Genomic DNA, 25,479 nt, shown 5'->3' with positions numbered 1-25,479 from the left:
TTCCCTGCATTGAGTCATACTTCAAACACATATGGCATTTTATGAGCAGTTCCGTTACCGAAGACCATGCTCTGTGATTAGGATATCTGCTTGTTGGATACAATGATTAATTAAATGGTATTCGAAGCCCACTTGCTTAAAACAAAATTCAATAATCCATTGGGTTGTGAGATTCGCTTCTGCACTGCAAGCTCTACCTACCTCAGCACAAGATACAACTTCCTGACCTCTGATAATCATAGAGATCAGTGCACACAGTCTAGTAATCGCTTGGTCACAGAGTTGACAACTCCCCTGCCCTCTAGCCTGCTGCAATAGCGCAATAGGTGTTTGCCAAAAACCATAGGCATTCTTATTCAATGCGCTGATATGAGGGTGAGCAGAACGACCGCAAATAAGCTGATTACTTGTTAGCGTTGACATAGATGAGTAAAAGGGAAAATCATGAGCGACATCTAACTGTAAAATATAATAAGCAATGACTTTTATTAGCGCATCACCTTCTAAATTTAACCACCACTTTTTATTTTTGGTGTTCATAAAACTTTTACTTGCCAAAGCAACCAATATATCTTCTTTATTTCCAAAGAACTTATATAAGCTAGTTGTAGAGATTCCAGCTTCTTTTGCTACAGTGCAAAACTTAAACCCGATCACACCATCTTTATAAATTAGCTGTTCTGACACATTTAAAATATGTTCTAAAGTCTTGCTTTCCATTTTTTTGTGAATCCCATCTCTAAAAAAAATAATTTTTTATTTTTCATGCCTACAATCAAGGTTTAAATAATATAAAGATATTCTAATTTTTTTTTGTGAGCCTCCTCTAGTTATCATCGCGCTTCAATTCATAACATCGCAATCACTTTCAATAGAGGTGAGTTATGAATAAGAAATTACAATCAGGAATAGCTGCGTTAGCTCTCAGTATTTCCTTTTCTTCGAATGCAGCAATGTTAGCCGTTGAGACGGGCTTGATGGATTGGAGAAGTAGCGCATCTGACTACTTTGGTGAGTCAAAAAATAATAATCCATACATCAAAATGATAGGTGCACATGGCACTGCACTTGGCGATATCTATGGTCATGTCACATTGGAAAACTTCGATAATACAGACATTTATGGGACTGAAATAAATCTAGTCGGTCAAATAAATATTGGCGAAACGGATTTCAACTTATACGGCCAAGTGTTTGATAAATCAATGCCTGTCTGGGGAGAAACCAATACATTGCTTGGATTTAGCTGGGATAAAAACTATGACAATACTTATGTACAGCTAGCGTTCGCCGCACACATAGTGAATGCCACATATAAGGCTTTTGACTCTAATTTTGATGAGCAAGGTTTTAATGGTGGCTACGCGTATTTAAATATTAGTCATGATTTATCATTATTTGATCAAGATTTTAAATTTGTCTGGTGGCAAGAGTTTTATTTCGGCAGAAATGAACAATATTTGGAATTAGCAGGCGACATGGAAGACTTTGGTTTTAATGGTCAACTACGAGCAAACTGGATAATCAACAATAATTGGTCAGTGGGTGTCAGTTATCGTTACGCAGAAAATAACTTAGGTAAAAAAGGCTATCACGATGCATTTTTTTACTCAGTCCAATATAAATTCTAATAAAGGGATTAACTATGAAACTTAATAAAATAATGTCAGCGATTTTAACAGCCTCGGTGCTTACTTGCTCGGCAATTTCATTATCAGTAAATGCTGCGGGAAATTTACCAGGTACTTCATCTTCCGCTGTTGCTCAAGGACAATTAGGCTTTGTCTACGTTGACCCTTATGACTTTAGTCCATTGGTTGCAGTGATTGATTTGGGAGGTAAAACGATTACAAACGCCACGGTTTCCGTCAAAGGTAAAGACCGTAAAGGCATTGATATTGATTATCCCGTCAGTACTACTCAGTTGAATACACATAACGGGATTCCGGTGTTTGGTCTCTACCCTGACCACCTTAATGAAGTTGAAGTCTCCTACAAGCTTGATGGTAAAAAAATTAAAGAGACATATAAGATCCGTACCAATGATATACCACATCAACATATTGATGGTCAGGATAGAACTCAGTATGAATATGAACCGATTAAAGTTGCTAAGGGGTTTGAAGATAGATTTTATCTAGTCGATGGCCAAGTCATCACACCCGATCTGCGTGATAAGTGGGATTGGAAACCAACCCAGAATATTATTGATACCAACGGTGATGTACGCTGGCACTTAAGTGCCGATGTAATTTATGACCGTCCAGGCGGGTCCATGTCATTTAAACAAACCCGTGACGGTAAGCTTATCTTCGGTCAGGGCCTGATGTTTAATCAACATAATGGCTTCCTGTCACCTTACTATGCCAAGTACGACTTTATCGGCAAACCAATTTTCAAACGTGATCTTCCTCGCGGCTATATCGGTTTCTCTCATGAAGTGACTGAAATGCCAAACGGCAACCTGTTGCTACGTGTGGGCAAAAAAGACTATATCACTCCAACAGGGATAAAAGTTGACTCTATTCGTGACCATGTAATTGAAGTTAATAACAATGGCGAAGTCGTTAAGGTATGGGACTTCAATAAGATCCTAGATCCATTACGTGATGATGTATTGAGTTCATTGGATATGGGCGCAGTGTGTCTAAACGTAGATGTAGCCTCTGCGGGTAAGACAATGTCAGCAGAAGAGCTAGCAAATGAGCCTTATGGCGACGTTGCCGGTGTAGATACAGGTCGCAACTGGTTACATATCAACTCTATTGGTTATGACGCAGAAGACGACAGCATCATCATCAGTTCTCGTCATCAATCAGCAGTGATTAAGATTGGCCGTGACGATGAAGTGAAGTGGATCCTTGGTACCCCTATCGGCTGGGAAGGAGATCTAGCAGATAAGGTACTCATCCCGGTTGATAAAAAGGGCAAAAAGTTAAAGTGTGATGCCAAAGATTGTGAAGGTGACTTTGACTGGACATGGACTCAGCATACCGCTTGGCCTGTACCTGAACGTGGCACAGTTACAGTCTTCGACAATGGCGATGGACGCTCTCTTGAGCAGCCAGCTCTACCGACAATGAAGTACTCTCGTGGTGTTGAATACAAGGTCGATATGGACAATATGACGGTTCAACAGACCTGGGAATACGGTAAAGACCGCGGCTATGAGTGGTACAGCCCAATTACCTCTATTACTGAATTCCAGCCAGATCATAACACCATGTTTATGGCATCAGCTTCAGCAGGTCTGCTAGAAAGTGATAAGGCTCCGGAGCATTGGATTACAGAGGTTGATCCAAAAACCAATGAAGTAAAAGTTGAAATCAAGGTTAAAACCCTGACTAAACACGAGCCGGGTTACCGCTCAACAGTAGTTCACCCAGAAGCCATGTTTAACCAGTAATAAACCAATGGCAGCGCCTTTTAAAAGGCGCTGACAGCTGTTAACCCTATTTTTAATGGAACTCACTCATGAAAAAAACACTTTCCGCCATCGCAGCAACTCTATTTCTATCATTTGGTGCCCATGCAGCAACAGAGGGAGTTGAATACCAAGTATTGCCAGAAGTGGCTCAATTTAATGCCCCGAACCAAGTAGTGAAGATCTACTCGATTAACTGTCCTTTCTGCTACAAGTATGAAAAAGCAGGTATTCCTAACGATAAGTTAATGCCTGCTGGCAGCACTTTGGATCAGTACCATATCACCAGTAAACCACCTTTTGGCGTAGAGAAATCAACGGCATTGGCCATCGCTAAAGAGATCAAAGGCGAGAAGACATTCAAGCAATTAAAGGACAAGTACTACGACCAGTACCACGTCAAGAAGGTCAAATTTAAAGATGCCGATTCTACCATTGCATTTACCCTCGATACATTAGGCATGAGCCGCGCCGAGTTTGATACTCATGCTCAAGATCCAAAAGTAAAACAGCTAATGACCAAATGGGATAAAGGGGTTGAAGTTGCAAAGATCCAAGGTGTGCCTGCGATTACCGTTAACGGTAAATACCTGATCAACACCAAATCAATCCGTTCGATGGATATGCTCAAAGAGCTTATCGCTGAACTGTCTGCTAAGTAAGGGATTATTATGTCATTGCAGCAACGATTGAAAGAGTTCTGGGGGCAGTTTAAGGCCACCCCTGCCGACAGCTTAACCCATATGCAAGACCATCGGCCCATCTGGTTAGTGATGGTTGGAGGAGCACTATTTCTTATTCTGTCGGCCATCTTCTATTTCCAACTGTTCTTGGCGATGGATCCCTGTGAGCTATGTGTTTACATTCGCTTTAGCCAGTGCTGTATCGTGCTTGCGGGTCTGATCATTCTGATCGATCCGAGAAATCACATACTCAAGTTCTTAGGTTTATTACTGGCGTGGTACGCAGTCATTCAGGGCTGGATGTGGTCTGTTGAGTTAATGAAGATCCATGATGCGGCGCACATGGTAGTCGATGAGACGATGGACTTCTTTGCTGCTGCAGGCGATGCTGCTGGCTCAGCTTGTTCAACCGATCCACGCTTCCCACTCAACCTACCACTTGATGAGTGGCTACCATTTGAGTTTGCTCCAACGGGCGGCTGTGGTGAAGACGATTGGACTCTACTGGGCATGAATATGGCACATTACTGCATAATCGCTTATACCGTATTTATGGTCTGTTTGGCGCCGTTGACCTTTGGTTGGGTTCGCTCACTGAAGAAGCTTCTTCCGCTTAAGAAGTAACGACTAATCAACCATACGTTATTAAAAACTGTGGCCACTAACTTTAGTGGCCACTAAATCACTCTAAACAATGCAATATTTAACTCTCTTCCACAGTTTCCCCAATCACGAGTAAACCTTCTCCCTCAGCTTCTCGATTAGTACTGATACAGCTTTAATCAGATAAATAACAATTGCGGCTAAGATACGCTGCCCGCATATTCTTTAATTATCCAATCGACAATCTTGGTTATACGGGCGTCCCGCTTTCTTGAAGACTTATAAGCGATTGAGTAGGTCCAGCCTGTATAGCAATGGGGGAGATCTAACTTCACCAGGTTTCCTGAGTCTAATTCTACTTGTAGCGTTTGCTCTAGGCCTAGCACGATCCCCTGACCAAAAATTGCTGCCTGAACTGCCAACATATTATGGTTGAAAATAATTTTTCGCTGTAATGGGCCGACAGCGACTTTGTTATCTCTAAACCAGCCTTCCCAATCGACACCATAATCTTTGTGTTTTGAGTAAAGTAGTGTCTGCTCATGGAAAGTACTTAAGGAGATCTCTGGGTGTTTTTGCAAATATTCAGGGCTACAAAAAGCCACCAGCTTCTCTTCGACTAACGGAGTAATGGTATAGCCGTCTTGGCATTCGCGGGTGATAATAAAGATATCGGCGATCATATCGCTCATCTCTACATCATCTTGAAACATACCAACATTGATGTTGAACTCAGGGTGCTCTTTTCTCAGCTTAGCCATCTTAGGTACTAACCAACGGGCGGCTAAAGAGTTATAAGAATGTACTCGAACTTCGTTAGACATATCGGGCACCAAACTGGCACACACACTGTTTAAATCATAAAAAACCGGCGCTAATCTTTGCCTAAGTTCAAGCCCTGATTCAGTCAGAGTAATTTTGCCCGCATTGCGGTGAAATAGCTTTTCTAAGAAGTAATCTTCAAGCAGCTTTATCTGTTGAGAGACCGCGCTCTGAGTGATGCATAACTCATTCGCAGCAAGCGAGCAGCTTTCCAGCCTTGCGCATGATTCAAAAACCTGTAACGCCCTTAATGGGATGTTATTATTCATATTTTATATACATAGTTTAAGTGCATGATGCACGAGACTAGCACAAGGTTTTAGAGTAAAAATGTAACTGTGAGCACAATAAGATGCGAATTAATTTTTCTAGAGGAACAAGTTGATGATTCTTCGAACAAGCTCACGAAACCGTTTGTTTCGTGAGCATTCCCAAGTTATGTTTTTAACTAATCACACCTAGATCTCTAACAGATCTTGCTTAAGTTCATCTAGAAACTCATCGGCCTGATCAAACACCCCAAGCATCTTAATAAACCCATGGATCACGCCGTCAAAACAGCGGTATTTGACTGTAACACCACTGCCTTGTAATTCTCGGGCATAGAGATAGCCGTCATCGCATAATGGATCAAACTCTGCGGTATAGATAAGTGTTGGCGGCAGATCTTTGTGGCTCAGGGCATTCAGCGGTGAACAATAGGGATTTTGTGCGTCGGCTTCGCTACGCAGGTAGTGGCCCCAGTAATACTTCATACTGGCCTGTTGCAATAGATAACCTTCTGCATGAGCGATAGCCGATGGCGTTTGCCAACCATATTGCACCGCTGGATAAACGAGTACTTGGTAAGCCAATTTTGGCCCCTGTTCGTCACGCAGCCTTAGCGTCACCGCCGCTGCTAAATTACCACCGGCACTGTCACCTAAGATGCCGATACGGTTCGAGTCTAATCCCAGCAAAGTCGCATGCTCAAAGATCCACAATGTCGATGCATAGCAGTCATCCATTGGGATGGGAAACTTGTGCTCAGGTGCCTTTTGATAATTAATCGCGATCACTACCGATCCGGTGCGATTAGCGAGGGCACGGCTAAAATGGTCATTGGTCTCTATGTTCGATACCACCCAACCGCTGCCATGAATAAAGATAATCGCCGGCTGTAACTCACTCGTGTCACCTTTAGGACGGTAGATCCGAATGGGCAGATCTGCAGTGGGTCCAGGAATAAAGCTATGCTCTATCGCGGCCACGGGCTCTAACACTCGATCGGCTTTCGTCTTCGTCAGCTCATTCATATCGAGGCGTCTAGACTCTGCGGGGGTCATGTCTTCATAGGCTTGTGCGCCAGAATCACGCACTTGTTGCAAATACAGTGCGACTTTTGGATCTAACGGCATACCGCTTTCCTTCTCAATTGCAGTCTGCCAACCATGGTTGTTCAGCTGCCTATAGTTTCAATTAATAGTTTCAATTATTAAGCGTGCTGCCTGAGGTGCTAATCGGTTTAAGCGTTATTGGGTTGCACTCCCTCTTAAAGCTTGAGCCTCTATGACTCACTCTGGAACTTTGATTAACCGGCTTGTGTTTGCTGCGCCTTGGGCTGCACCTCGGTCACCCCTTTTAATCTGGGCCTGTTAACTTCCTGCTGAGTTAACGGCGTAACAGGCTGCATTGTTTTCGCCGAGCGCTGGGCTAATACTTGGTACTCCAGCGTATTAAGCCCTTTCCAATGCAGATCTTGTTCGCTCACCTGGCGCATCACTTTTGCAGGCTGCCCCATCAACAGCTGTTGCGGCAGGCCTTGAAAACCCGCTTTAACAAAACTCATGGCAGCGACGATGCTATCTTCACCAATCACAGCCCCATCCATCACCACCGCATTCATTCCAACGAGGGCATTACGCTTTATTACGCAGCCATGCAAAATGGCACCGTGGCCGATATGACCATCAGGCTCAACAACTGTATCCATATCGCAGTATCCATGCATGATGCAACCATCTTGCAAATTACTACCTCTCTGCAAAATCAAACGTCCATAATCACCACGCAGTGAAGCATTGGGGCCGATATACACCCCAGCCTCGACAATGACATCTCCTATCAGCACAGCTGTTGGGTGCACATAAGCACTCGGGTCGACAACAGGAATTAATCCTTCAAATTCATAGCAGGGCATAAATTGTTTTACTCTTAATAAATCACACGACTCACTACTTAGCTGTTGCGCCTCAAACATTAAGACGTCACAGCTAAATACTAACGTTGATAAATGCTATTTCTCGTCTAGATAGGAGGCTAAAGCCTCCTACAAAGGCTTACTTCCACTCAACTAAACCAAAGTTAAGATAAAAAGTGTCAGGATCGTTGGCATCCATCACTCTGAAATGGACACAGTTATCATCCCACTTCCAAATTTGGGTTTTGACCCTTGCGCCGGGATACAAGGATTTAGTTAGCCGAGTCTTAAAGCGTGTTAATCGCTCCGGTTCACCGGGAAACATCGCCTGAATGATGTGACGACAGGCCACACCTGCAGTGCTAACACCGTGCAGATTCGGTTTTGGGTGACCAAACTCTTGCGCATATTCCCAATCCACATGCTGAGGATGGTCATCGCCCGATAGTCGGTAGATAAGCGCTTGGTTTAGTGGAATATCTTGTTCAATTTCGAAATCTGGCGCGCGCTCTGGGATCTCAACAATATCTGCTGGCGCTTTTGGGCCGCCAAAGCCGCCATCGTATAACGCGCAATCCCAACTCTCGTTAGTAAACAGTTTAGTCCCCGTCTCATCGAAGGTTTCACCTATGTGTTGCGCCAAACAACCGCGTCCTTCCCCTCGGTCGAACAGCCCCTTCAACAACACCTTGGTGCTCAATTTGCCAGGATTAGTAGGCAGTGGCTGATGAATATGCAGGTCAAAACCCCAATGCAAAGATCCGCCCCAATTAAAGCCATAATCGATAGTCTTAGTCACCTCTGCATCGACAATTTGCGTCGCAGCAAAGATAGGCAGTACCTTTAATTGCTTCTCATACACATAATCGAGATCAGTTTTACCGTCACTGCCAGCACCACAACCCAGCGCGAACAGCATCACATCTCTAGCGGTATACTCATTAACGAATGGGCCGTAGGTTTGCCCTTGCATCTCTAATTTCAACGCCATTGGTGAATCCTTCCATTACCGACAAACAGTTAAAATAAAACCCGATATCTCATGGGAAATATCAGGCTCTATTTCGATTGATAGCACTGAAACCTATCTACCCTTCCACACAGGGTCACGCTTCTCTGAGAAGGCTAATGGACCTTCTAATGCATCTTCAGAACGCAGTACCGATGGGTAATTTTTCAAACCACCAGCACGAATATGGCGATAACCCTCTTCCACCGATAGCTCGCTAGTTTCACGATAGATCTCTTTGATCGCCGCGATAGCTAATGGCGCACCTTGAGCAATTTGCTGAGCCAGTTCACGAGCACTGTCCATCAGCTTGTCACTCTCAACCACGCGATTCACCACGCCCCAACGTAGGGCTTCTTCGGCGCCCATACCACGGCCTGTCATCATCAGTTCGTTGACGATCGCAGGTGGTAATAACTTAGGTAGACGCAACATTCCGCCACTATCAGGTACGATACCCAATTTAGCTTCTGGCAGGGCAAAGCTGGCATTTTCAGAGCAGATAATCATATCGGCCGCAAGCGCTAGCTCAAAACCACCACCGAATGCATAACCGTTTACCGCAGCGATAACCGGCTTATCTAAGTCAAAAATTTCAGTTAAACCCGCAAATCCGCCTGGACCAAAGTCAGCATCAGGTGCTTCACCCTCTGCAGCGGCTTTTAGATCCCAACCTGCAGAGAAGAAGCGCTCGCCTGCACCAGTAATAATCGCCACACGCAGTTCAGGATCTTCACGGAAAGCGAGGAAGACCTCACCCATCTCAAAACTTGTTTTTGCGTCAATCGCGTTGGCTTTAGGTCTATCAAGAGTAATTTCTAAAATAGCGCCATTGCGGGTAACGTGTAATGATTCACTCATGCTAATACTCCAATATAGAGCCACTTCAGACTCTTTTATTAAAAAGCTAAATTAAGTTAACTTCACATAAGAAGTTTTTTTTGTACTTTGCAGGTACAGGTTCTTGGGAAAGACTTTTTTATTTCAACAAAAGATGGAACTTTAAACTTCGCCATATTTTCAGCGCAATACTGTAAAATTTGTTCGACACTTAAAGACACACCCTCATTAAATATGACAAATGCTTTAACGGCTTCATCTCGAATTAAATCTGGAACACCAATAACGGCGGCATCTTGAATATAAGGATGAGACATTAAAACTTTTTCTATTTCACTACTGGAGATGTTCTCACCGGAGCGCTTAATCATATTTGTCTTTCTATCGACAAAATAAAATAAGCCATTGTCATCTACGTAAGCTTTATCGCCAGTGTAGAGCCAACCCTCGGCACTGAGTACTTCTTCAGTGGCTTTCGTATCTTGGTAGTAGCCCTTCATGATCGTTCTACCGGGCACACCTTTAACCCAGAGATCACCAATCACGTTAGGGGCAAGCTCTTGACCATTCTCATCGGCGATCTTGGCCTCATAACCTAACCCTGGTCGTCCAATTGACGGCCAGTGACGCTCCTCGGCTGGACTATCACCAATCAGTCCGACTAAGGTTTCTGTCATGCCATAGGAGTTAAACAGCTGCACATTAAAACGTGTTTCAAAGTCCAGTTTTTCTTGGTCTGAAATATGTAGGAAAAACAACATATCACGCAGGCAATGATCACGTTCAAATGGCGTTGCAGGCTGTAACATCAAGGTACGCACGATCATCGGCATGCTATGGGTAATCGTGGCTCTATAGTCACAGATCTGTTTCCAGAACTTGCGGGCACTGTACTTCTCAAGCATCACAAGCTTTGCACCGACGGTAAATGCGGCCATGGCTGCATTACATTGAAAATCGATGTGAAAGCTTGGCATCATAGTCAAATAAATATCATCGCTACGAAGACAGGTTTGCCACGCCGTAAAATAACCTGCGAACTGCAAGTTACAGTGGGTGATCTCCACGCCTTTAGGCCGTGATGTCGTACCCGAGGTAAATAAGATTTCGGCCACATCGTCACTACTAATCGTCACGCGCTGAACCAATTCAACGATTTGCTGACTCAGCAAAGTATCGAAGTTCATCGAGTCCGATATTTCAGGATTGGCCGTTCTTGTAACCAGAATATTATTTATTGAGTTACCCGTCTCTTGTTTCATGCGTGTATAGATGGGTAGGAACTCTTCCTCAATAACAACAGCTTTAACGGCACACTTATTAATAATGTATTGGCACTCTGCAAACAGGTATTGGTTATTAATAGGCACGATTACCGCGCCTATCTTAGCCAATCCAAACCAGCAGAAAATAAATTGTGGACTGTTATATAACTGTACAGCCACTTTATCGCCTTTATTAATTCCTAAGCTAAGGAATAAATTTGCCGCTCTATTTATTTCGGCATTCAGATGACTATAAGTATATTCTTGGACATCGCCAGCAGCATCCTCATAAACCAACGCTGTGTTATTACTGAATTTGCGAGCACGCTCTTCCCACATGCATCTTAATGTTTTGCTACCAACGATATCCATTCTTCTAGCCTCACTTACACTCAGATACTTTTGCTAAGCCTTTTTCGCTTAAGCTCTGAATTTGCTCTTGTGAGTAGCCGATATCTTCCAAGATTGCAGCAGTATCCATACCGTGCTTTGGCATACCACGCCAAATTTGGCCAGGATTGTTCTTGAACTTAGGCATGACGTTAGGGCCTCTGTAGGTCTTACCGTCGATGTTCTGCCACTCGGTAATAGACTCACGAGCAATGTATTGTGGGTTGCTATCAAGCTCAGGGATCGTTAATACCTTTGCACACGCCACATTGAGCTCTGCAAATCGTGCCAATACTTCTTCGATGCTCTTTTGCGCTAGGTATCCGTCTAATGCATCTTCAACTTGATAGCCGAATGGACATTCAATACGGTGGATCAATTGAGTGCCTTCAGGTACCTCTTCGCCACCATATAGGTGCATGATATTCATATCCTTGAACATCTCTTTAATCTGGTTGCCGCCAACAAGCTCCATCACGATATAGCCATCTTCACACTTATATAGGCCACAACCTGCGTAGTAAGGGTCTTTACCCTTGGTCATACGTGGGCAAACTTCGCCGCCATTGAAATGATCCATCATGAAGTACTGACCCATGCGCAGCATGACTTCGTACATGGCGATGTCGATACTTTCGCCGACACCGGTTTCGCGTACACGGTATAGCGCCGCAAGTGCCGAGGTGGTTGCTGTCATACCAGAGAAATAGTCTGCCGTGTAAGGGAAGGCAGGCATTGGCTGGTCAACATCACCATTTTGAATAAGGTAGCCACTAAATGCCTGAGCAATCGTGTTGTAGGCTGGCAGATTAGTATACTCATCCGTGCCGTACTGGCCGAAACCAGATAAGTGTGCGATAACTAACTTTTTATTTTGTTCCCATAACACTTCATCGGTAATACCACGACGTGCAAACGCAGGACCTTTACTGGCTTCAATAAAGATATCTGTTGTTTCCATCAATTTCAGGAATGCATCGCGGCCTTCATCTTTAAAAATATTTAACGACAATGCATGCAGGTTACGGCGTGATAGCTCTGGGTAGTTTGGCTGTACACGGATAGTATCCGCATAGGCTACGTTTTCAATCCAGATCACTTCAGCGCCCCACTCGGCTAGCATTTGCGCTGCGAATGGGCCCGCGATTTCAATTCCGGAAAAAACCACTCTCAAACCAGCAAGAGGACCGAACGTAGGTGTGGACAATTTATTTGACATGATACCCATCTCTCTTAATATTCGAACAAAAACTCATCACAGCAACAGCGCCGGGAAGATAGTCATTATTGGGGGTTATCTAACGCAACATGGCTCAATGGAGTCGAGTTGGGGACCTGAGAAGCAGTGTCGATCTGCTTAAAATATTAAGAGGCTCTCAAATCCCACACTAGAATCGACCCAGACTAAGTACTTACTAGCTCACTACTTACTAGCTCAATAGTCACTAACTCAGTACCTAGCCTGTTTATCACCGCGGTTTATTAACGATAGCGCTTCAGTACTTCACGGCCTAAGGTTAAGATCTGCATTTCATCAGAACCACCTGAGACACGGTCAACACGAATATCACGCCACATACGGCTGATACGGTGCTCACCAGCAATCGCGTAACCACCTAGTACTTGCATAGCAGAGTCGATAACTTCGAAGCCGGCATTGGCGCAGTAGAACTTACACATTGCCGAATCGCCCGATGTCATAGTGCCGTTGTCACACTTCCACGCCGCCTCATAGACCATGTTCTTCATGCTGTTAAGCTTGATAGCCATGTGGGCAAACTTCTCTTGGATCAACTGGTAACGACCAATAGCCTCACCGAACTGAACACGTTGGTTGGCGTACTTAGCCGCATCTTCGAATGCACAGTAAGCCGCGCCGTAGTTAGTTAGGGCCACAAGGAAGCGCTCAGAGTCAAACTCCTCTTTAACACGCATGAAGCCATTGCCTTCGATACCAAACATGTCTGACTCTTCTAGCTCAAACTCGTCAAACTGTAGCTCACAACAGCTATCCATTCTTAAGCCTAGCTTTGGTAGCTTGCTTAGCTTGATACCTGGCTTAGACATATCGACGAACCACTCGGTGAAGATTGGCTTTTCTGAGTCAGCATCTTTAGCCATAACCACGATGTAAGGAGCACCTGCAGCACTAGTGATGAAGCACTTACTACCAGTTAAATACACCTTGCCATCACGACGCTTATAAGTGGTTAGTAGGCTACCCACGTCAGAACCCGCACTTGGCTCAGTGATAGCTGAGTTCCACATCTGCTTACCCGTACCACGTAGCGTCATGATCTTATCGATCTGCTCAGGGCTACCGTGTCTTAGCATGGTAGTGATACCTGGCAACTGATATAGCACGTAAGTTGGCGCACCTAAGCGACCTAACTCTTCCCAGATCACCGCTAGCGTTACCATGCCTTCGTTGAATCCGCCGTGCTCCTCTGGCAACAACAAGCTGTCGATACCCATCTCGGCTAGCTCTTTAACGAAGCGCTCTGGATACTGACTATTCTCATCACATTCTGCGAAATAGCTTTCCCAGTTCTCTTTAGCCATCAGGTCACGGATACCTGCTACAAATAACTCTTGTTCGTCGGTTAATTTAAAATCCATTATTTATTCCTCTAAATTTTAGCTGTGGAACCTAGGTGTGGCTTAGCCTCTTCACCGACAGGTTTCCAATTATTTTTACGGGCATCTTTTAAGAAAGAGAATATAATCATAACGTTAACTATGATTAGTGGTGCGCCACCGGCAATGATTGCTGTTTGCAGTGGCTTCAAGCCGCCGAGTGACAACAGAACGATGCCGATAACACCCACAAGTACAGACCAACCAACACGAACCCAGATTGGTGGCTCGTTATCAGCATCGGCGCCTTTACAGGTCGACATGGCTAGGGTGTAAGAACAGGCATTAACTAAGGTGACCGTTGCGAGGAAACATAGAATGAAGAAGCCCCACATGGTGATAGTGCTGAACGGTAATGCGGCCCAGGTTTCAATAATGGCCCTGGCGGCACCATACTGTTCGATAAGTTGCGGCATGTTGATGAGGTTTTCATTCATCAAATTCATAGTGTTACTGCCAAGGATGGTCCAGAGGAACCAAGTTGAAGCAGTTAAACCAGCAACCATAGTCAGACAAAGCTCACGAACGGTACGCCCACGAGAGATCTTCGCTAAGAAGATACACATCTGGATGCCATACACGACCCACCAAGCCCAGTAGAATACGGTCCAGTCTTGCGGGAAGCTGCCTTCACTGACCGAAGCGGTGTTGAACAACATACGAGGAAGTAGTTCTAACATGATGCCCACTGAGTCAGTGAAATAGTTCACAGTGAAACTGGTTGCGCCAATAAGAAATACCCAAACAAGCATGATGATACTTAAATAACTTCTCAAATCACTGGCGATCTTAATGCCTTTAGTCAGACCAAAGGCCACACAAATTGCGTTGAAAACAATCCATGAAGAGATAACGATTGTGTCAACTGCTGGGGTGCGTGGGATACCAAATAACCATTGAATACATTCAGTTACCAAAGGTGTGGCCAAGCCAAGACTGGTACCCATAGCAAGGATTAAAGCAACAACGTAGACGTTATCGATAAAGGTACCGATAAAGCCTTTATGGTGCTTACCCAAAATAGGCTCTAAGGTGCCACTCGGGCGAACCACATCCATTTTCTTTACAAACAGGAAGTAACCCAAAGCAACAGTAAAGAAGCCATATCCCATCCAAGGTAAAGGTCCCCAATGGAATAGACTATATGCGAGTCCTAGCTCTTTGGCTTGAATAGACAAAGGCTCAATATCAAAAGGAGGATAGGTAACATAGTAGTAAACCTCTAAAGACCCCCAGAACAGCACTGCAGCCGAGGTACAAGAGGCAAACATCAGGAAGATCCAGCTAGCTGTACTAAATTCTGGTTTTTCCTGACCTAAGCGATTATTAGAATAAGGTCCCCAGGTCAACCAAGCCCAACCGGCTCCCATGAAGATCATGTACCACTCAAAAAGCCACCCCCAAGAGTGAGTTAGATAGTGGAAGACTTCGCTGATAGCTAAATTAGCGGCATCCAAGTCTCTTACTGTCAAATAAGACAGTAATATGACGGCAAGCAATGAAGGAAAAAAGATAGTCGGGTCAATAGTAACCTTCTTCTTTTTTACTTCTGTGGCATTTACATCCATCGTTTTATCGTTCATATCAATACTTCTCCCTCTCTGTTTTAGGAGGATAATAGTTAAAGTTTTAAACTGAGTAGCTATCGAACCAACTTTATTCGTTTTTAGCCAAACGAATACCATCAAACTTATATAACTAAAAAACAAACTTATTATTAAATAATATGTCGAACCATTTAATAGCCAGGCCAGCCACCAAACAATAAATTTAATTATTTTCGATCCGCTGATTTGCGTAAGAATCATGCCAGCCAACATTTGGCTATACAGTGATCGTTATCACGTTCAATTGAAATAGAAAATAATCGACAAAAAAGTCGATATCCTTAATAAGTTGCCACGCAAAATAACTGTGACCTACCCCTCAAGATATACGCTGTTAGCTATCAACAAACAGCCATCAGAACCCACCTTTCACCAAGAGAGAAATGAGCGGAAAAACAATAACTTAACCAATTGCAAATGTATTAATGATGAGGTTTAGCTAAAGAAAAATAGAGCAAAAACCTCATATAAAAAACATCTACAAGAAGTAAAAAACTATAATTCTAATACTCGTATTAGAATTACTTAACTACCATTTTAAGCCTAACTAATACCTCTATTAGTTAGGTAGACACACCCTATTAGGATAGCTAATAACATTATTAAATTTTCTAAAATACGCCGTGTAAAAGTATATTAGAGCAACTAATATCACTGTTAGAAAGACTAACCAAGCATCGATTAATAAGTGTGACACACATAACATTAGCCGATTTATTTATAGTCCTATAATTGCTTCAACTTAGAACGTTAAACAGAAATAAAACGTTTAAGACTAGATATTAAAAATGTATTCAACAAACAAAGCTTTTATATAAAACAGTAAGTTTAAATCTAATTACTTTACTCGTACCACTGGGTAGACGTTAAGTTTAAAACAACTACGTTAAGTAAGTGATGCATAAAAAGTACATCTTTATATTAGGTTTATAAATACTTGATATTCTAACGGGAGAAATAATGAAAATTATTACGTGTTACAAATTAGTGCCTGAAGAGCAAGATATCACAGTAGCTGCCGATGGTAGCTTAGATACTAACAAGGCCGCACCTAAAATTAACCCATTCGATCTCTGTGCTGTTGAAGCGGGTGTTCAACTAAAAAGCTTAATCGAAGGATGCAGCATTACTGCAATGAGTGTTGGCGGCAAAGCACTAGAAAACCCTAAAGCACGCAAAGATATTCTTTCCCGTGGACCAGATGACTTAACCGTCGTTATTGATGAAAAATTTGAACAACTGCTACCACACCAGACTGCCAGAGTATTAATGGCGGCGGCTCAAAAAAGTGGTTTCGACCTAATTATCTGTGGTGACGGTTCTGGCGACCTTTACGCTCAGCAAGTTGGCTTACAGTTAGGTGAGCTACTCGGTGTTGCGAATATCAATGCTGTAAGCAAGATCATCTCAGCAGAACCTGGAAAACTTACCGTAGAAAGAGCGTTAGACAATGAAGTAGAAGTCCTAGAAATTACTCTACCGGCTGTTATCTCCGTTTCTGCAGACATTAACGAGCCAAGCATTCCATCGATGAAAACCATTCTCGCCGCCGCGAAAAAGCCTGTCACCAGCTTAAGCGCGACAGAGCTCGAGCTAACAGAGTTCCCTGCACTGGTTGAGCTAGTTTCAGTTATCGCGCCTGAGCAAAAAGCACGTCAGAAGATCGTTATCGAAGGTGATGACGAGCAGCAGATCGCCCAATTCGCAGAACACTTACGTAACGCACTTAACTAATTAAGGATAAATGATGAGCAAACTATCTAATATTTGGGTATTTAGCGATATCGCTTCCCGTTTACCTGAAATGATCGCGGCTGGCGTAGCGTTAGGCGAAAAAGTATCAACATTTGTAATCGGTACTGAAGCCGATATCAATGCAGCATTCTCATATGGTGCAACCCATGTGTACTATCTTGGCGACAAAGACAGCCAGAAGATCACCGAAGATTACAGTCACACCATGGCGCAGACTATTTCAGCTGCAGCAGAAAACACACTAATGCTACTTGCACCCACTAAGCGTGGTAAAGCACTGGCAAGTAAGCTAGGTGTGCAGCTACAAGCAGGTGTCGTTAACGATGTTATTGAGATCAGCATTGAAGACGGTATCCGCGCTAAGCATATGGCCTACGGTGGTTTGGCTATCGCAGAAGAGAAAATCAATAGCCCAGTAGCCATTATCACCCTCAGCAGCGGTGCATATGAAGTGCAAGCTGCAGATACCGCTCGCACTGGTGAAGCCGTTAGTGTGGCATTTGTAGAGCCTGCATCAACTATCAAGTGCGTAGAGCGCCGTGCTAAACAAGGCGAGAGTGTAAACCTAGGCAAAGCTAAGCGTGTTGTCGGTGTCGGTAACGGTATTGGCAGCCAGGAAAACCTACAGGTTGCGGCAGAACTTAGTGCACTGATGGGTGCCGAGCTAGGTTGCTCACGTCCTATCGCTGAAACCGAGAAATGGATGGAACGTGAGCGCTATATCGGTGTTTCAGGCGTGATGTTAAAGCCAGAAATATACTTCGCACTGGGTATCTCAGGCCAAATTCAACACATGGTAGGTGCTTTAGGTTCACAAACAATCTTTGCCGTAAACAAAGATAAAAATGCGCCTATTTTCCAATACGTTGATTACGGCATTGTCGGCGACGTCAACAAGATCATGCCTGCACTAATCAGCGCCTTAAAAGCCTAATCAAAGCACAATTTTTATTGTTCTTTCAATCGCCTCTTATCCTAGTAGAGACAAGAGGCGAATAGCCAAATTTATGTAGAGAGTGACGAGTATGTCAGAAGAATCATTTGACGCTATTATTGTAGGAGCTGGGCTAGCGGGATGTGTTGCTGCCTATGTTCTTGCCAAAGAGGGAGCGGACGTTCTCGTAATCGAGCGCGGAAACTTTGCCGGCAGCAAAAATATGACTGGTGGTCGCCTGTACGCCCATAGTCTAGAAAAAATCATTCCTGGTTTTGCTAAAGAAGCGCCAATAGAAAGAAAAGTCACTAAAGAGAAAGTGACCTTTCTGACCGATGATACTGGCGTCACTCTCGACTACCATAACGGCCGAGAGCAAAACTCAACTCAAGAATCTTACACCCTGTTAAGAGGCGATTTTGATCAGTGGTTAATGGGCAAGGCCGAAGAGGTTGGTGCACAATTCATTACTGGTATTCGTGTTGAAGAGATCTTAACTCAAGATGGTAAGGTCATTGGCGTAAAGGCCGATGGCGACGAACTTACCGCCAAGTCGGTTATTTTAGCCGAAGGCGTTAACCCAATACTGGGTGAACAGCTAGGTATGGTTAAGAGAGTCAAAGGCGATGTGATGGCAGTTGGGGCTAAAGAGCTTATCGAACTACCTCAAGAAGTGATCCAAGATCGCTTCAACGTCAGCAAGGATGAAGGTTGCGCTTGGTTATTTGCCGGTTCACCAGCCAATGGCCTAATGGGTGGCGGCTTTATCTATACCAACAAGAACTCTGTTTCATTGGGTATCGTTTGTGGATTGCATGACATAGGTAGCTCTAGTAAAACTGTGCCGCAAATGCTCGAAGACTTTAAAAATCACGCAATGATTAAGCCACTGATTGAGGGTGGAAAGCTACTCGAGTATTCAGGTCATGTGGTCCCAGAAGCGGGTATTAACATGGTGCCTAAGCTAGTCGATGACGGCGTACTGATCGCAGGCGATGCTGCTGGGTTCTGTTTAAACTTAGGCTATACCGTACGTGGTATGGACTTGGCTATCGCTTCTGGCGAGGCCGCGGCAAAAGCAGTATTAGCCGCACGAGAAAAGAATGACTTTAGTGCCGAAGGTCTCTCTTCTTACCAAACATTATTAGAAGACAGCTTCATTATGAAAGATCTTAAGCTATATAAAGATCTACCAGCCTTTATGGAAACACCACGCATCTTTAACCAGTACCCAAAGATGGTGGCCGACATAATGCAAAGCATGTTCACCGTTGATGGCACTCCATCACAACCAATAAGAAAAACCCTCATGAAGCACTGTAAAGAAGTGGGCTATATGAATCTGATCAAAGATGGAATTAAAGGAGTGACTTCAATATGAGTGAAATAGTTAACGTCGATGTCAAATTAGGCGTCAATAAGTTTCATGTCGATGAGGGCCATCCTCATGTTATCTTAAAAGACAATCCAGATATGAACGAATATCGAAAATTAGTTAATGCCTGCCCTGCTGGTCTTTATAAACTGGAAGATGATAGCAGTATTAGATTCGACTCTGCGGGTTGTTTAGAATGCGGTACATGTAAATTCTTATGTGGTGAAACAATTTTAGAAAAATGGGAATATCCTCGCGGAACATTTGGAATTGAATACCGTTACGGTTAAGTAAACGACTAACAAAACAAATTATAAAACAGAGTTGGAATCATTATTCCAACTCTTTGTCGCATCTAAAAAAAAGTAAAACGTTGTAACTTCACAAATATAGAAGCTTTAATAAGAAACATAGTAAAACATTGGTCGCATCACCGTTTTAATATTTTTACAGGGTAGTATTTTACATTAGGTTATGAAATAGCCAAATGGAGAATTAACTCCATAAAAATAATTACAACAATCATATAGCTTTATATTTAAATTTATATTGGTGGTAAGTAGCATGAAACCAAGAACAAACTTCGATGATATGGAGTTTACTCCATTACACAGAAAAATAATGTTGTGGGGAAGTGGAGGCCCTTTCTTAGATGGCTATGTTTTGGTAATCATCGGTCTAGCACTTCAACAGCTCACTCCAGCGCTCGAACTCGATGCCCAGTGGATCGGTTTAGTCGGTGCGGCAACACTAGCCGGTCTATTTATCGGTACCGCCTTATTCGGTTACGTGGCAGATATCTTCGGTCGTAAACTCATGTTTATGATCGATATTATTGCAATTGCAGTGCTCTCATTTGCGACCATGTTTATCTCCTCCCCTATTGAGTTAGTAATTTTACGTTTCTTAATCGGTATCGTTATCGGAGCCGATTACCCCATCGCGACCTCTATGGTTGCAGAGTTCTCTCCCACTAAAAAGCGCGCCTTCACCATGGGCTTCATTGCTGCAATGTGGTACGTCGGAGCAACGGCGGCCAACATGGTCGGTTATCTATTATATGATGTTGAAGATGGTTGGCGCTGGATGTTCGGAAGTGCGTTAATTCCATGTTTTATCATTCTATTTGGTCGCTTCCACCTACCAGAGTCACCACGTTGGTTACTCAAAAAAGGTCGCGTGAAAGAATGTAAAGAGACCATGGAAAAGTTCTTTGGTCCCGATGTAGAGATCAGTTTTGAATCGGCAGAACCGACTAAATATGGCAAACTTTTTGAACCTGTTTACTTAAAAAGAATTTTATTTATCGGTATTATTTGGACTTGCCAAGTTATACCTATGTTTGCCATTTATACGTTCGGTCCGCAAATCATTGAGCTGTTAGGCTTCTCTGATGGAAAAGATGCCGCACTCGGAAACATTGTGATTAGCTTGTTCTTTATGGCTGGCTGTATCCCCGCAATGTACTGGCTCAACTCAATTGGTCGACGGCCACTCCTTATAGGCAGCTTTGGCATAATGACCGCCTCCTTAGCACTATTAGGCATAGTACCGGACCCGAGTATCTGGCTCATTATTTGTGCTTTTGCTACTTATGCTTTCTTCTCTGGCGGGCCAGGGATTTTACAATGGCTCTACCCCAATGAACTGTTCCCAACTGATATTAGAGCCTCGGCGATTGGTGCCGTAATGTCATTTAGTCGCATAGGTACCATTGTATCAACCTATGCTCTGCCTATTTTCATGACTACTTATGGCATTTCTGCCGCCTTATTAGTCGGTGCAGGTATCTCCTTACTCGGATTAATTGTTTCAGTATTTATGGCTCCAGAAACTAAAGACTTAAGCTTAGAAACCACAAGTTCAGTGGAATTTAAATGTAAAGGTACCGCTGCAGCACCTAATACATACAAGGCTATTTAATGGGTAAGGAATGATATCCAACCCCATTAAACAGCCTAGAATTAATACAAGCTTGGTCAATTAACACTGGGGTTAATTGACCACAGAATATATTAAATATTCAAAATAGGAGTTTATATTAATTTGAAAACGACCATATCCACTGGCGCTAACCATTAGTAACTAACAAAACAATAAACTTAATACATAAAACTTAAATACATTGGGATATTATGATTATGAAAACGAGAAAAACCTTCTACCTTTCTCTAATTGCGAGTGCGGTTGCATTAAGTAGTTTTCACACTATAGCGGCAGAGCAAGAAGAAGATGGTATTAATATTCACGGCGGCGTGCGCATTAATTACGCTTATAAAGATTATAGTGATAACTCAAAGGATAAAGCTGGAGACGTAACCTTTGACATGCTCTCTCTTCGATTTGACGCTAAGCACGGCAACTGGGGATTAAAGTCAGACTATCGTTTTACCGCCAATACTAACTATATTAAGTTTGGTTATGGTTATTACGATTTCAACCCAGATTGGCAACTACAGTTTGGTGTTAATAAGGTGCCATTTGGTAATATCGGCTACATCTCAAACAGTTACTGGTTTGGTTTACCTTACTACTTAGGCTTTGAAGATGACCATGACATCGGTGTGAAAGCGGTTTATGAGCATAACGGCTGGCAAACAGATATGGCGTTTTATAAAGGTGCCGAATATGGCCCGACTGAAAACAAACGCTATGCGGCCGATCTTTATAGCGGCACCATCAACGGTACCGAATATCACAACGAAGAAACCAACCAAGTTAACCTACGCCAAAGCTACACCATGGAGTACCAAGGTGGATCAACCACTTTCGGCGCCTCAGTTGAAGCGGGGCAGATCTTTAATTCTGAGACTGGTCACAATGGTGATAGATATGCGTTCGCAGCCCACCTAGATAGCACGTTCAACGGCTGGAACCTACAACTACAAGCGATACAGTATGAGTTTAATGCCGCCGATAGCGCTGACGATAACAAGATCGCAGTATCTGTGGTTGGCTGGCAGTATGAAGTCGCGTCTAAGGGGCAGGTCTACAGTGCTAACATCGCCAAAACAGTCCCAACCGATTGGGGTAATGTTAAGTTCTACAACGACTTCGGCTTGATGACACCCGATGTCGATGACGATAGCTATGATAACAGTATGCAAAATGTATTAGGTGCCGCTATTTCGGCTGGCCCAACCTACACCCAAATTGACTTTATCATGGGCAAAAACATGACCTTCTCAACCGCCAACAACGACCATATCGGTCTACCAGAGGTGGGTGATGATTGGGACAAACGTGTCAATGTCAGTGTGGCCTATTACTTCTAATGGTAAAAAGATACTAATTGGTGGGGCTCACATTTTTGCTTAACTTAGATTCGTCACTCTTAAAAATGTTGATTTAACCACATCACCTATAGCCTTCATCTCAATGAAGGCTTTTTTTTTCAGATAATTCAGTAAATTTTCACACACTTAAATTGTAAATCCTCCTGCGTAATCGAGCCTCTCAGCTATATCACCTCAACAGCACAAAATGCTATTATTGGCGTTATACCAACAACGACTCGTAAACGCATTGCTGGTCAGTAGTTTAATCAACTTTTTCAAATTAGTTTTTCAAAGCCTCACTTAAGGTCAGTTAACCATGTCATTGCCAAAAGATGAACACCCTATCGATAACCGCCAACAACCAAGCGAAGCAGAATATGAAGCGCCGGAGTTAGCTATGGTAGAGGTGAGTCAATCTGTGGAGCAACTGACCAATGCAGAAGGCGAGCAGCAAGCCGAACTGTTCAATGACATGCTAGAAGAAGCGGAACCTGGCACAGTGGCTTTACTACTGGAGTCATTACCACTAGATGAGCGTTACGAGCGCTGGTCTCAAGTCGATGCTAATGAGCGCATTGGCGTATTAGACCTGATGCGTGCCGACCCACGTAATGGCATTTTGAAAGAGATGCCAGAAGTCGAATTAGACTCTCTGTTTTCGCAGATCTCACCAGAAGACTTGATTGAGTGGAGTGACACGCTCCCCGAGGCAATGACCGATCGCGCCCTGTCACAAATGGGCGAGCGTCAAAGAGAACATTATGACCGCTATGACCAATACTCAGAAAACGAGATTGGCCGTTATGCAGAGCATCAATTCTTAGCGTTAAACCTCACATCGACGGTTTCACAGGCGCAACGTTTCTTTCGCCGCATCAAACTCGACTGTAATGACCATGTATTTCTGCTCGATGATGATGACAAATATATTGGCAGCGTGCGTCGTCACGACGTATTTCGTGCCGCTCCTGAGAGCACCTTAGCCAGTCTGCTTTGGGAGGACAGCCGCTCTATTCTTGCCGATTCCAGTTTGATTGAAGCCGCAGAAGCCATAGAACACAGTAATGAACTGGAAATAGCCGTTGTCGATGTGAGCGGCATCATGATTGGCCGCATGACACTGCGCACCGCCACCGCCCTAGTGCGTGAACATTATGAGTCGCAGTTAATGGCAACGGCCGGTATGGACGAAGACGACGACTTATTCGCTCCTATCACAGTCGGTGCCCGTCGCCGCGCAGTATGGCTAGGGATTAACTTGCTTACCGCATTTTTAGCCTCGGCCACCATTGGCCTATTTGAAAATGTGCTGGAGAAAGTGGTCGCTTTAGCAGTACTGATGCCAATAGTCGCATCAATGGGCGGGATTGCCGGCAGCCAGTCACTCACCTTGATGATCCGCGGTATGGCGATGGGACAGATATCCTCAGGTAACGTCGTGTCGCTGCTGAAAAACGAGCTGGGGATCGGCATTTTGAACGGCGTACTATGGGCGATTGTGATAGGCTTGATTGCCGGGTGGTGGTTTGGCGATCCCATCATTGGCACCGTAATCGGTGCCGCCATTTTAATTAATATGACGGTGGCCGCTATCGCAGGTGTCATGGTGCCGATGATATTGCAGAAAATGAACCAAGACGCAGCACTGTCGGGTTCAGTTATCTTAACCACTGTCACCGACGTAGTGGGCTTTTTCTGCTTCTTAGGCCTCGCCTCAGTTCTGTATCTATACTAATCTGTATCCATACTAAGCTTATACAATAAAGCCTAGCTAACACAGCTAGGCTTTTGTTTAAAAGGTGCTCTCTACTCAGCGACAGACGCTGCCTGTAAACACTAGCTATTTTTGATGTTAAGCCGTCATTGCTGCCTTTACGTAGACATCAAATCTGTTTTTCTTAGTGGCAATCACCATACTTGGCTTTACGCCATCTAAATCATCCGCATAATCAGGGCGCTTAACGACCACGCGTTTGCTGGCGAGTGCCATTGCGGGAGCCAGTAAGCCATCGGCATCGAGATCGGCGCCCACTAATGATTGGAATACCCGCATCTCTTTCTTTACTAGCGCTGACTTTTCACGGTGTGGGTACATGGGGTCGAGATAAACTACATCGACTTCTGTATTTGACGCTTGAGGCGCATCGGCTAATGAGTCAATGCTCGAGCCATGAAATAAGCTCATACGCTCACGCATCCAATCACCTATTTCTGTATCTTCATAGCCGCGGCGCAAGCCATCTTCTAAAAGTGCAGCCACAATCGGATGACGCTCAACCATAATCACCTTGCAACCTAAACTTGCCAGTACAAAGGCATCGCGCCCGAGGCCTGCCGTGCCATCGACCACGGTCGGTGTTACACCCTGTTTAAGTCCAACCGCTTTGGCAATTGACTGACCACGGCCGCCGCCGAACTTACGCCGATGGGCCACGGCACCAGTAACGAAATCGACAAAAATGCCTTTCAGCTTAGGCTCGTCACGCTTGATCAGGGTCAGGATGTCATTCTCAAACACCAATTCAAACTCTGCGTTTGCATCAAACTCCAGCCCCCAGCGCTCGCAGGCGGATTCAAGGGTTGGATAATGGCGATTAAAGAAAATGCTGGTCACGATTAGGCTCTATGTTTGAGTGTTAACCTGCAGATAATACCACTCCTGATTAAGAAACTATATC

At 43.9% G+C, this 25,479-nt stretch carries 22 protein-coding genes; 11 read left to right on the top strand and 11 right to left on the bottom strand.

Going from position 1 to position 25,479, the window contains the following annotated elements; translation table 11 throughout:
* Positions 1 to 54: 54 nt before the first annotated feature.
* The gene (locus SHAL_RS01175; protein ID WP_012275364.1) at positions 55 to 720 is read right to left on the bottom strand and encodes a TetR/AcrR family transcriptional regulator; all 666 of its coding nucleotides are present in this window, start codon (positions 718 to 720) and stop codon (positions 55 to 57) included.
* 164 nt (positions 721 to 884) lie between these two features.
* Between SHAL_RS01175 and SHAL_RS01170 the strand changes: the two genes are divergently transcribed.
* The 4 genes from SHAL_RS01170 (at position 885) to SHAL_RS01155 (ending at position 4,731) form a co-directional block, all read left to right on the top strand.
* A complete protein-coding gene (locus tag SHAL_RS01170) occupies positions 885 to 1,631 on the top strand; it encodes an outer membrane protein OmpK (protein ID WP_012275363.1) in 747 nt (248 codons plus the stop codon).
* Positions 1,632 to 1,645: 14 nt separating this feature from the next.
* Positions 1,646 to 3,406, top strand: a complete 1,761-nt coding sequence (locus SHAL_RS01165) for an aryl-sulfate sulfotransferase (RefSeq protein WP_012157217.1) — start codon at positions 1,646 to 1,648, stop codon at positions 3,404 to 3,406.
* 68 nt (positions 3,407 to 3,474) lie between these two features.
* The gene (locus tag SHAL_RS01160) at positions 3,475 to 4,086 is read left to right on the top strand and encodes a thiol:disulfide interchange protein DsbA/DsbL (protein WP_012275362.1); all 612 of its coding nucleotides are present in this window, start codon (positions 3,475 to 3,477) and stop codon (positions 4,084 to 4,086) included.
* Between the two features lie 9 nt (positions 4,087 to 4,095).
* The gene (locus SHAL_RS01155) at positions 4,096 to 4,731 is read left to right on the top strand and encodes a disulfide bond formation protein B (protein WP_012157214.1); all 636 of its coding nucleotides are present in this window, start codon (positions 4,096 to 4,098) and stop codon (positions 4,729 to 4,731) included.
* 179 nt (positions 4,732 to 4,910) lie between these two features.
* On the opposite strand, the gene SHAL_RS01150 is transcribed toward SHAL_RS01155, so the two are convergent.
* The 9 genes from SHAL_RS01150 to caiT all read right to left on the bottom strand — a co-directional run bounded on the left by SHAL_RS01150 (position 4,911) and on the right by caiT (position 15,435).
* Positions 4,911 to 5,801 carry a LysR substrate-binding domain-containing protein gene (locus SHAL_RS01150; RefSeq protein WP_012275361.1) on the bottom strand — a complete coding sequence of 297 codons (891 nt, stop codon included), beginning with the start codon at positions 5,799 to 5,801 and terminating at the stop codon, positions 4,911 to 4,913.
* A 189-nt stretch (positions 5,802 to 5,990) separates the two neighbouring features.
* Positions 5,991 to 6,929 (bottom strand): LipP1 family hormone-sensitive lipase, encoded by a 939-nt coding sequence (gene lipP1, locus SHAL_RS01145; protein WP_012275360.1) that lies wholly within the window; start codon positions 6,927 to 6,929, stop codon positions 5,991 to 5,993.
* A gap of 173 nt (positions 6,930 to 7,102) precedes the next feature.
* A complete protein-coding gene (caiE, locus tag SHAL_RS01140) occupies positions 7,103 to 7,771 on the bottom strand; it encodes a carnitine operon protein CaiE (RefSeq protein WP_012275359.1) in 669 nt (222 codons plus the stop codon).
* A gap of 79 nt (positions 7,772 to 7,850) precedes the next feature.
* Entirely contained in the window at positions 7,851 to 8,702 is an 852-nt protein-coding gene (locus SHAL_RS01135; RefSeq protein WP_012275358.1) for a MaoC/PaaZ C-terminal domain-containing protein, read from the bottom strand.
* Positions 8,703 to 8,795: 93 nt separating this feature from the next.
* Positions 8,796 to 9,581, bottom strand: coding sequence for a crotonobetainyl-CoA hydratase (gene caiD, locus SHAL_RS01130; protein WP_012275357.1), 786 nt, complete (start codon positions 9,579 to 9,581; stop codon positions 8,796 to 8,798).
* A 62-nt stretch (positions 9,582 to 9,643) separates the two neighbouring features.
* Entirely contained in the window at positions 9,644 to 11,197 is a 1,554-nt protein-coding gene (gene caiC / locus SHAL_RS01125) for a crotonobetaine/carnitine-CoA ligase (RefSeq protein ID WP_012275356.1), read from the bottom strand.
* Between the two features lie 10 nt (positions 11,198 to 11,207).
* Positions 11,208 to 12,434: an L-carnitine CoA-transferase gene (gene caiB / locus SHAL_RS01120; protein ID WP_041416199.1), complete on the bottom strand. Its 1,227-nt coding sequence runs from the start codon at positions 12,432 to 12,434 to the stop codon at positions 11,208 to 11,210.
* 263 nt (positions 12,435 to 12,697) lie between these two features.
* A complete protein-coding gene (caiA, locus tag SHAL_RS01115) occupies positions 12,698 to 13,834 on the bottom strand; it encodes a crotonobetainyl-CoA dehydrogenase (protein ID WP_012275354.1) in 1,137 nt (378 codons plus the stop codon).
* 11 nt (positions 13,835 to 13,845) lie between these two features.
* The gene (caiT, locus tag SHAL_RS01110; RefSeq protein ID WP_012275353.1) at positions 13,846 to 15,435 is read right to left on the bottom strand and encodes an L-carnitine/gamma-butyrobetaine antiporter; all 1,590 of its coding nucleotides are present in this window, start codon (positions 15,433 to 15,435) and stop codon (positions 13,846 to 13,848) included.
* A 984-nt stretch (positions 15,436 to 16,419) separates the two neighbouring features.
* On the opposite strand from caiT, the gene SHAL_RS01105 reads away from it, so the two are divergent.
* The 7 genes from SHAL_RS01105 to SHAL_RS01075 all read left to right on the top strand — a co-directional run bounded on the left by SHAL_RS01105 (position 16,420) and on the right by SHAL_RS01075 (position 24,536).
* Positions 16,420 to 17,193, top strand: a complete 774-nt coding sequence (locus SHAL_RS01105) for an electron transfer flavoprotein FixA (protein ID WP_012275352.1) — start codon at positions 16,420 to 16,422, stop codon at positions 17,191 to 17,193.
* A gap of 13 nt (positions 17,194 to 17,206) precedes the next feature.
* Positions 17,207 to 18,148: an FAD-binding protein gene (locus SHAL_RS01100; RefSeq protein WP_012275351.1), complete on the top strand. Its 942-nt coding sequence runs from the start codon at positions 17,207 to 17,209 to the stop codon at positions 18,146 to 18,148.
* A 91-nt stretch (positions 18,149 to 18,239) separates the two neighbouring features.
* Complete coding sequence (locus tag SHAL_RS01095) at positions 18,240 to 19,529, top strand: FAD-dependent oxidoreductase (protein WP_012275350.1); 1,290 nt, start codon at positions 18,240 to 18,242, stop codon at positions 19,527 to 19,529.
* Positions 19,526 to 19,813 (top strand): ferredoxin family protein, encoded by a 288-nt coding sequence (locus SHAL_RS01090; RefSeq protein ID WP_012275349.1) that lies wholly within the window; start codon positions 19,526 to 19,528, stop codon positions 19,811 to 19,813. The genes SHAL_RS01095 and SHAL_RS01090 overlap by 4 nt, the downstream gene beginning before the upstream one ends.
* 274 nt (positions 19,814 to 20,087) lie before the next feature.
* A complete protein-coding gene (locus tag SHAL_RS01085) occupies positions 20,088 to 21,446 on the top strand; it encodes an MFS transporter (RefSeq protein WP_012275348.1) in 1,359 nt (452 codons plus the stop codon).
* A gap of 212 nt (positions 21,447 to 21,658) precedes the next feature.
* Positions 21,659 to 22,798 (top strand): hypothetical protein, encoded by a 1,140-nt coding sequence (locus tag SHAL_RS01080; RefSeq protein ID WP_012275347.1) that lies wholly within the window; start codon positions 21,659 to 21,661, stop codon positions 22,796 to 22,798.
* A gap of 319 nt (positions 22,799 to 23,117) precedes the next feature.
* Complete coding sequence (locus tag SHAL_RS01075; RefSeq protein ID WP_012275346.1) at positions 23,118 to 24,536, top strand: magnesium transporter; 1,419 nt, start codon at positions 23,118 to 23,120, stop codon at positions 24,534 to 24,536.
* A 117-nt stretch (positions 24,537 to 24,653) separates the two neighbouring features.
* On the opposite strand, the gene SHAL_RS01070 is transcribed toward SHAL_RS01075, so the two are convergent.
* A complete protein-coding gene (locus SHAL_RS01070) occupies positions 24,654 to 25,418 on the bottom strand; it encodes a class I SAM-dependent methyltransferase (RefSeq protein ID WP_398364903.1) in 765 nt (254 codons plus the stop codon).
* Positions 25,419 to 25,479 lie beyond the last annotated feature (61 nt).

The sequence above is a fragment of the Shewanella halifaxensis HAW-EB4 genome, assembly GCF_000019185.1.
Taxonomy (GTDB): domain Bacteria; phylum Pseudomonadota; class Gammaproteobacteria; order Enterobacterales; family Shewanellaceae; genus Shewanella; species Shewanella halifaxensis.
This window is presented reverse-complemented; position numbering and strand designations above follow the sequence as displayed.

Bases quoted from the DNA above. Each gene is read 5' to 3' on its own strand.
- caiE (WP_012275359.1), bottom strand. From the start codon at position 7,771: ATGTTTGAGGCGCAACAGCTAAGTAGTGAGTCGTGTGATTTATTAAGA.
- SHAL_RS01135 (WP_012275358.1), bottom strand. From the start codon at position 8,702: ATGGCGTTGAAATTAGAGATGCAAGGGCAAACCTACGGCCCATTCGTT.
- lipP1 (WP_012275360.1), bottom strand. From the start codon at position 6,929: ATGCCGTTAGATCCAAAAGTCGCACTGTATTTGCAACAAGTGCGTGAT.
- SHAL_RS01090 (WP_012275349.1), top strand. From the start codon at position 19,526: ATGAGTGAAATAGTTAACGTCGATGTCAAATTAGGCGTCAATAAGTTT.
- SHAL_RS01170 (WP_012275363.1), top strand. From the start codon at position 885: ATGAATAAGAAATTACAATCAGGAATAGCTGCGTTAGCTCTCAGTATT.
- caiT (WP_012275353.1), bottom strand. From the start codon at position 15,435: ATGAACGATAAAACGATGGATGTAAATGCCACAGAAGTAAAAAAGAAG.
- SHAL_RS01155 (WP_012157214.1), top strand. From the start codon at position 4,096: ATGTCATTGCAGCAACGATTGAAAGAGTTCTGGGGGCAGTTTAAGGCC.
- caiC (WP_012275356.1), bottom strand. From the start codon at position 11,197: ATGGATATCGTTGGTAGCAAAACATTAAGATGCATGTGGGAAGAGCGT.
- SHAL_RS01080 (WP_012275347.1), top strand. From the start codon at position 21,659: ATGATTATGAAAACGAGAAAAACCTTCTACCTTTCTCTAATTGCGAGT.
- SHAL_RS01175 (WP_012275364.1), bottom strand. From the start codon at position 720: ATGGAAAGCAAGACTTTAGAACATATTTTAAATGTGTCAGAACAGCTA.
- SHAL_RS01105 (WP_012275352.1), top strand. From the start codon at position 16,420: ATGAAAATTATTACGTGTTACAAATTAGTGCCTGAAGAGCAAGATATC.
- SHAL_RS01165 (WP_012157217.1), top strand. From the start codon at position 1,646: ATGAAACTTAATAAAATAATGTCAGCGATTTTAACAGCCTCGGTGCTT.
- SHAL_RS01095 (WP_012275350.1), top strand. From the start codon at position 18,240: ATGTCAGAAGAATCATTTGACGCTATTATTGTAGGAGCTGGGCTAGCG.
- SHAL_RS01085 (WP_012275348.1), top strand. From the start codon at position 20,088: ATGAAACCAAGAACAAACTTCGATGATATGGAGTTTACTCCATTACAC.
- caiA (WP_012275354.1), bottom strand. From the start codon at position 13,834: ATGGATTTTAAATTAACCGACGAACAAGAGTTATTTGTAGCAGGTATC.
- caiB (WP_041416199.1), bottom strand. From the start codon at position 12,434: ATGTCAAATAAATTGTCCACACCTACGTTCGGTCCTCTTGCTGGTTTG.
- SHAL_RS01160 (WP_012275362.1), top strand. From the start codon at position 3,475: ATGAAAAAAACACTTTCCGCCATCGCAGCAACTCTATTTCTATCATTT.
- SHAL_RS01100 (WP_012275351.1), top strand. From the start codon at position 17,207: ATGAGCAAACTATCTAATATTTGGGTATTTAGCGATATCGCTTCCCGT.
- caiD (WP_012275357.1), bottom strand. From the start codon at position 9,581: ATGAGTGAATCATTACACGTTACCCGCAATGGCGCTATTTTAGAAATT.
- SHAL_RS01075 (WP_012275346.1), top strand. From the start codon at position 23,118: ATGTCATTGCCAAAAGATGAACACCCTATCGATAACCGCCAACAACCA.
- SHAL_RS01150 (WP_012275361.1), bottom strand. From the start codon at position 5,801: ATGAATAATAACATCCCATTAAGGGCGTTACAGGTTTTTGAATCATGC.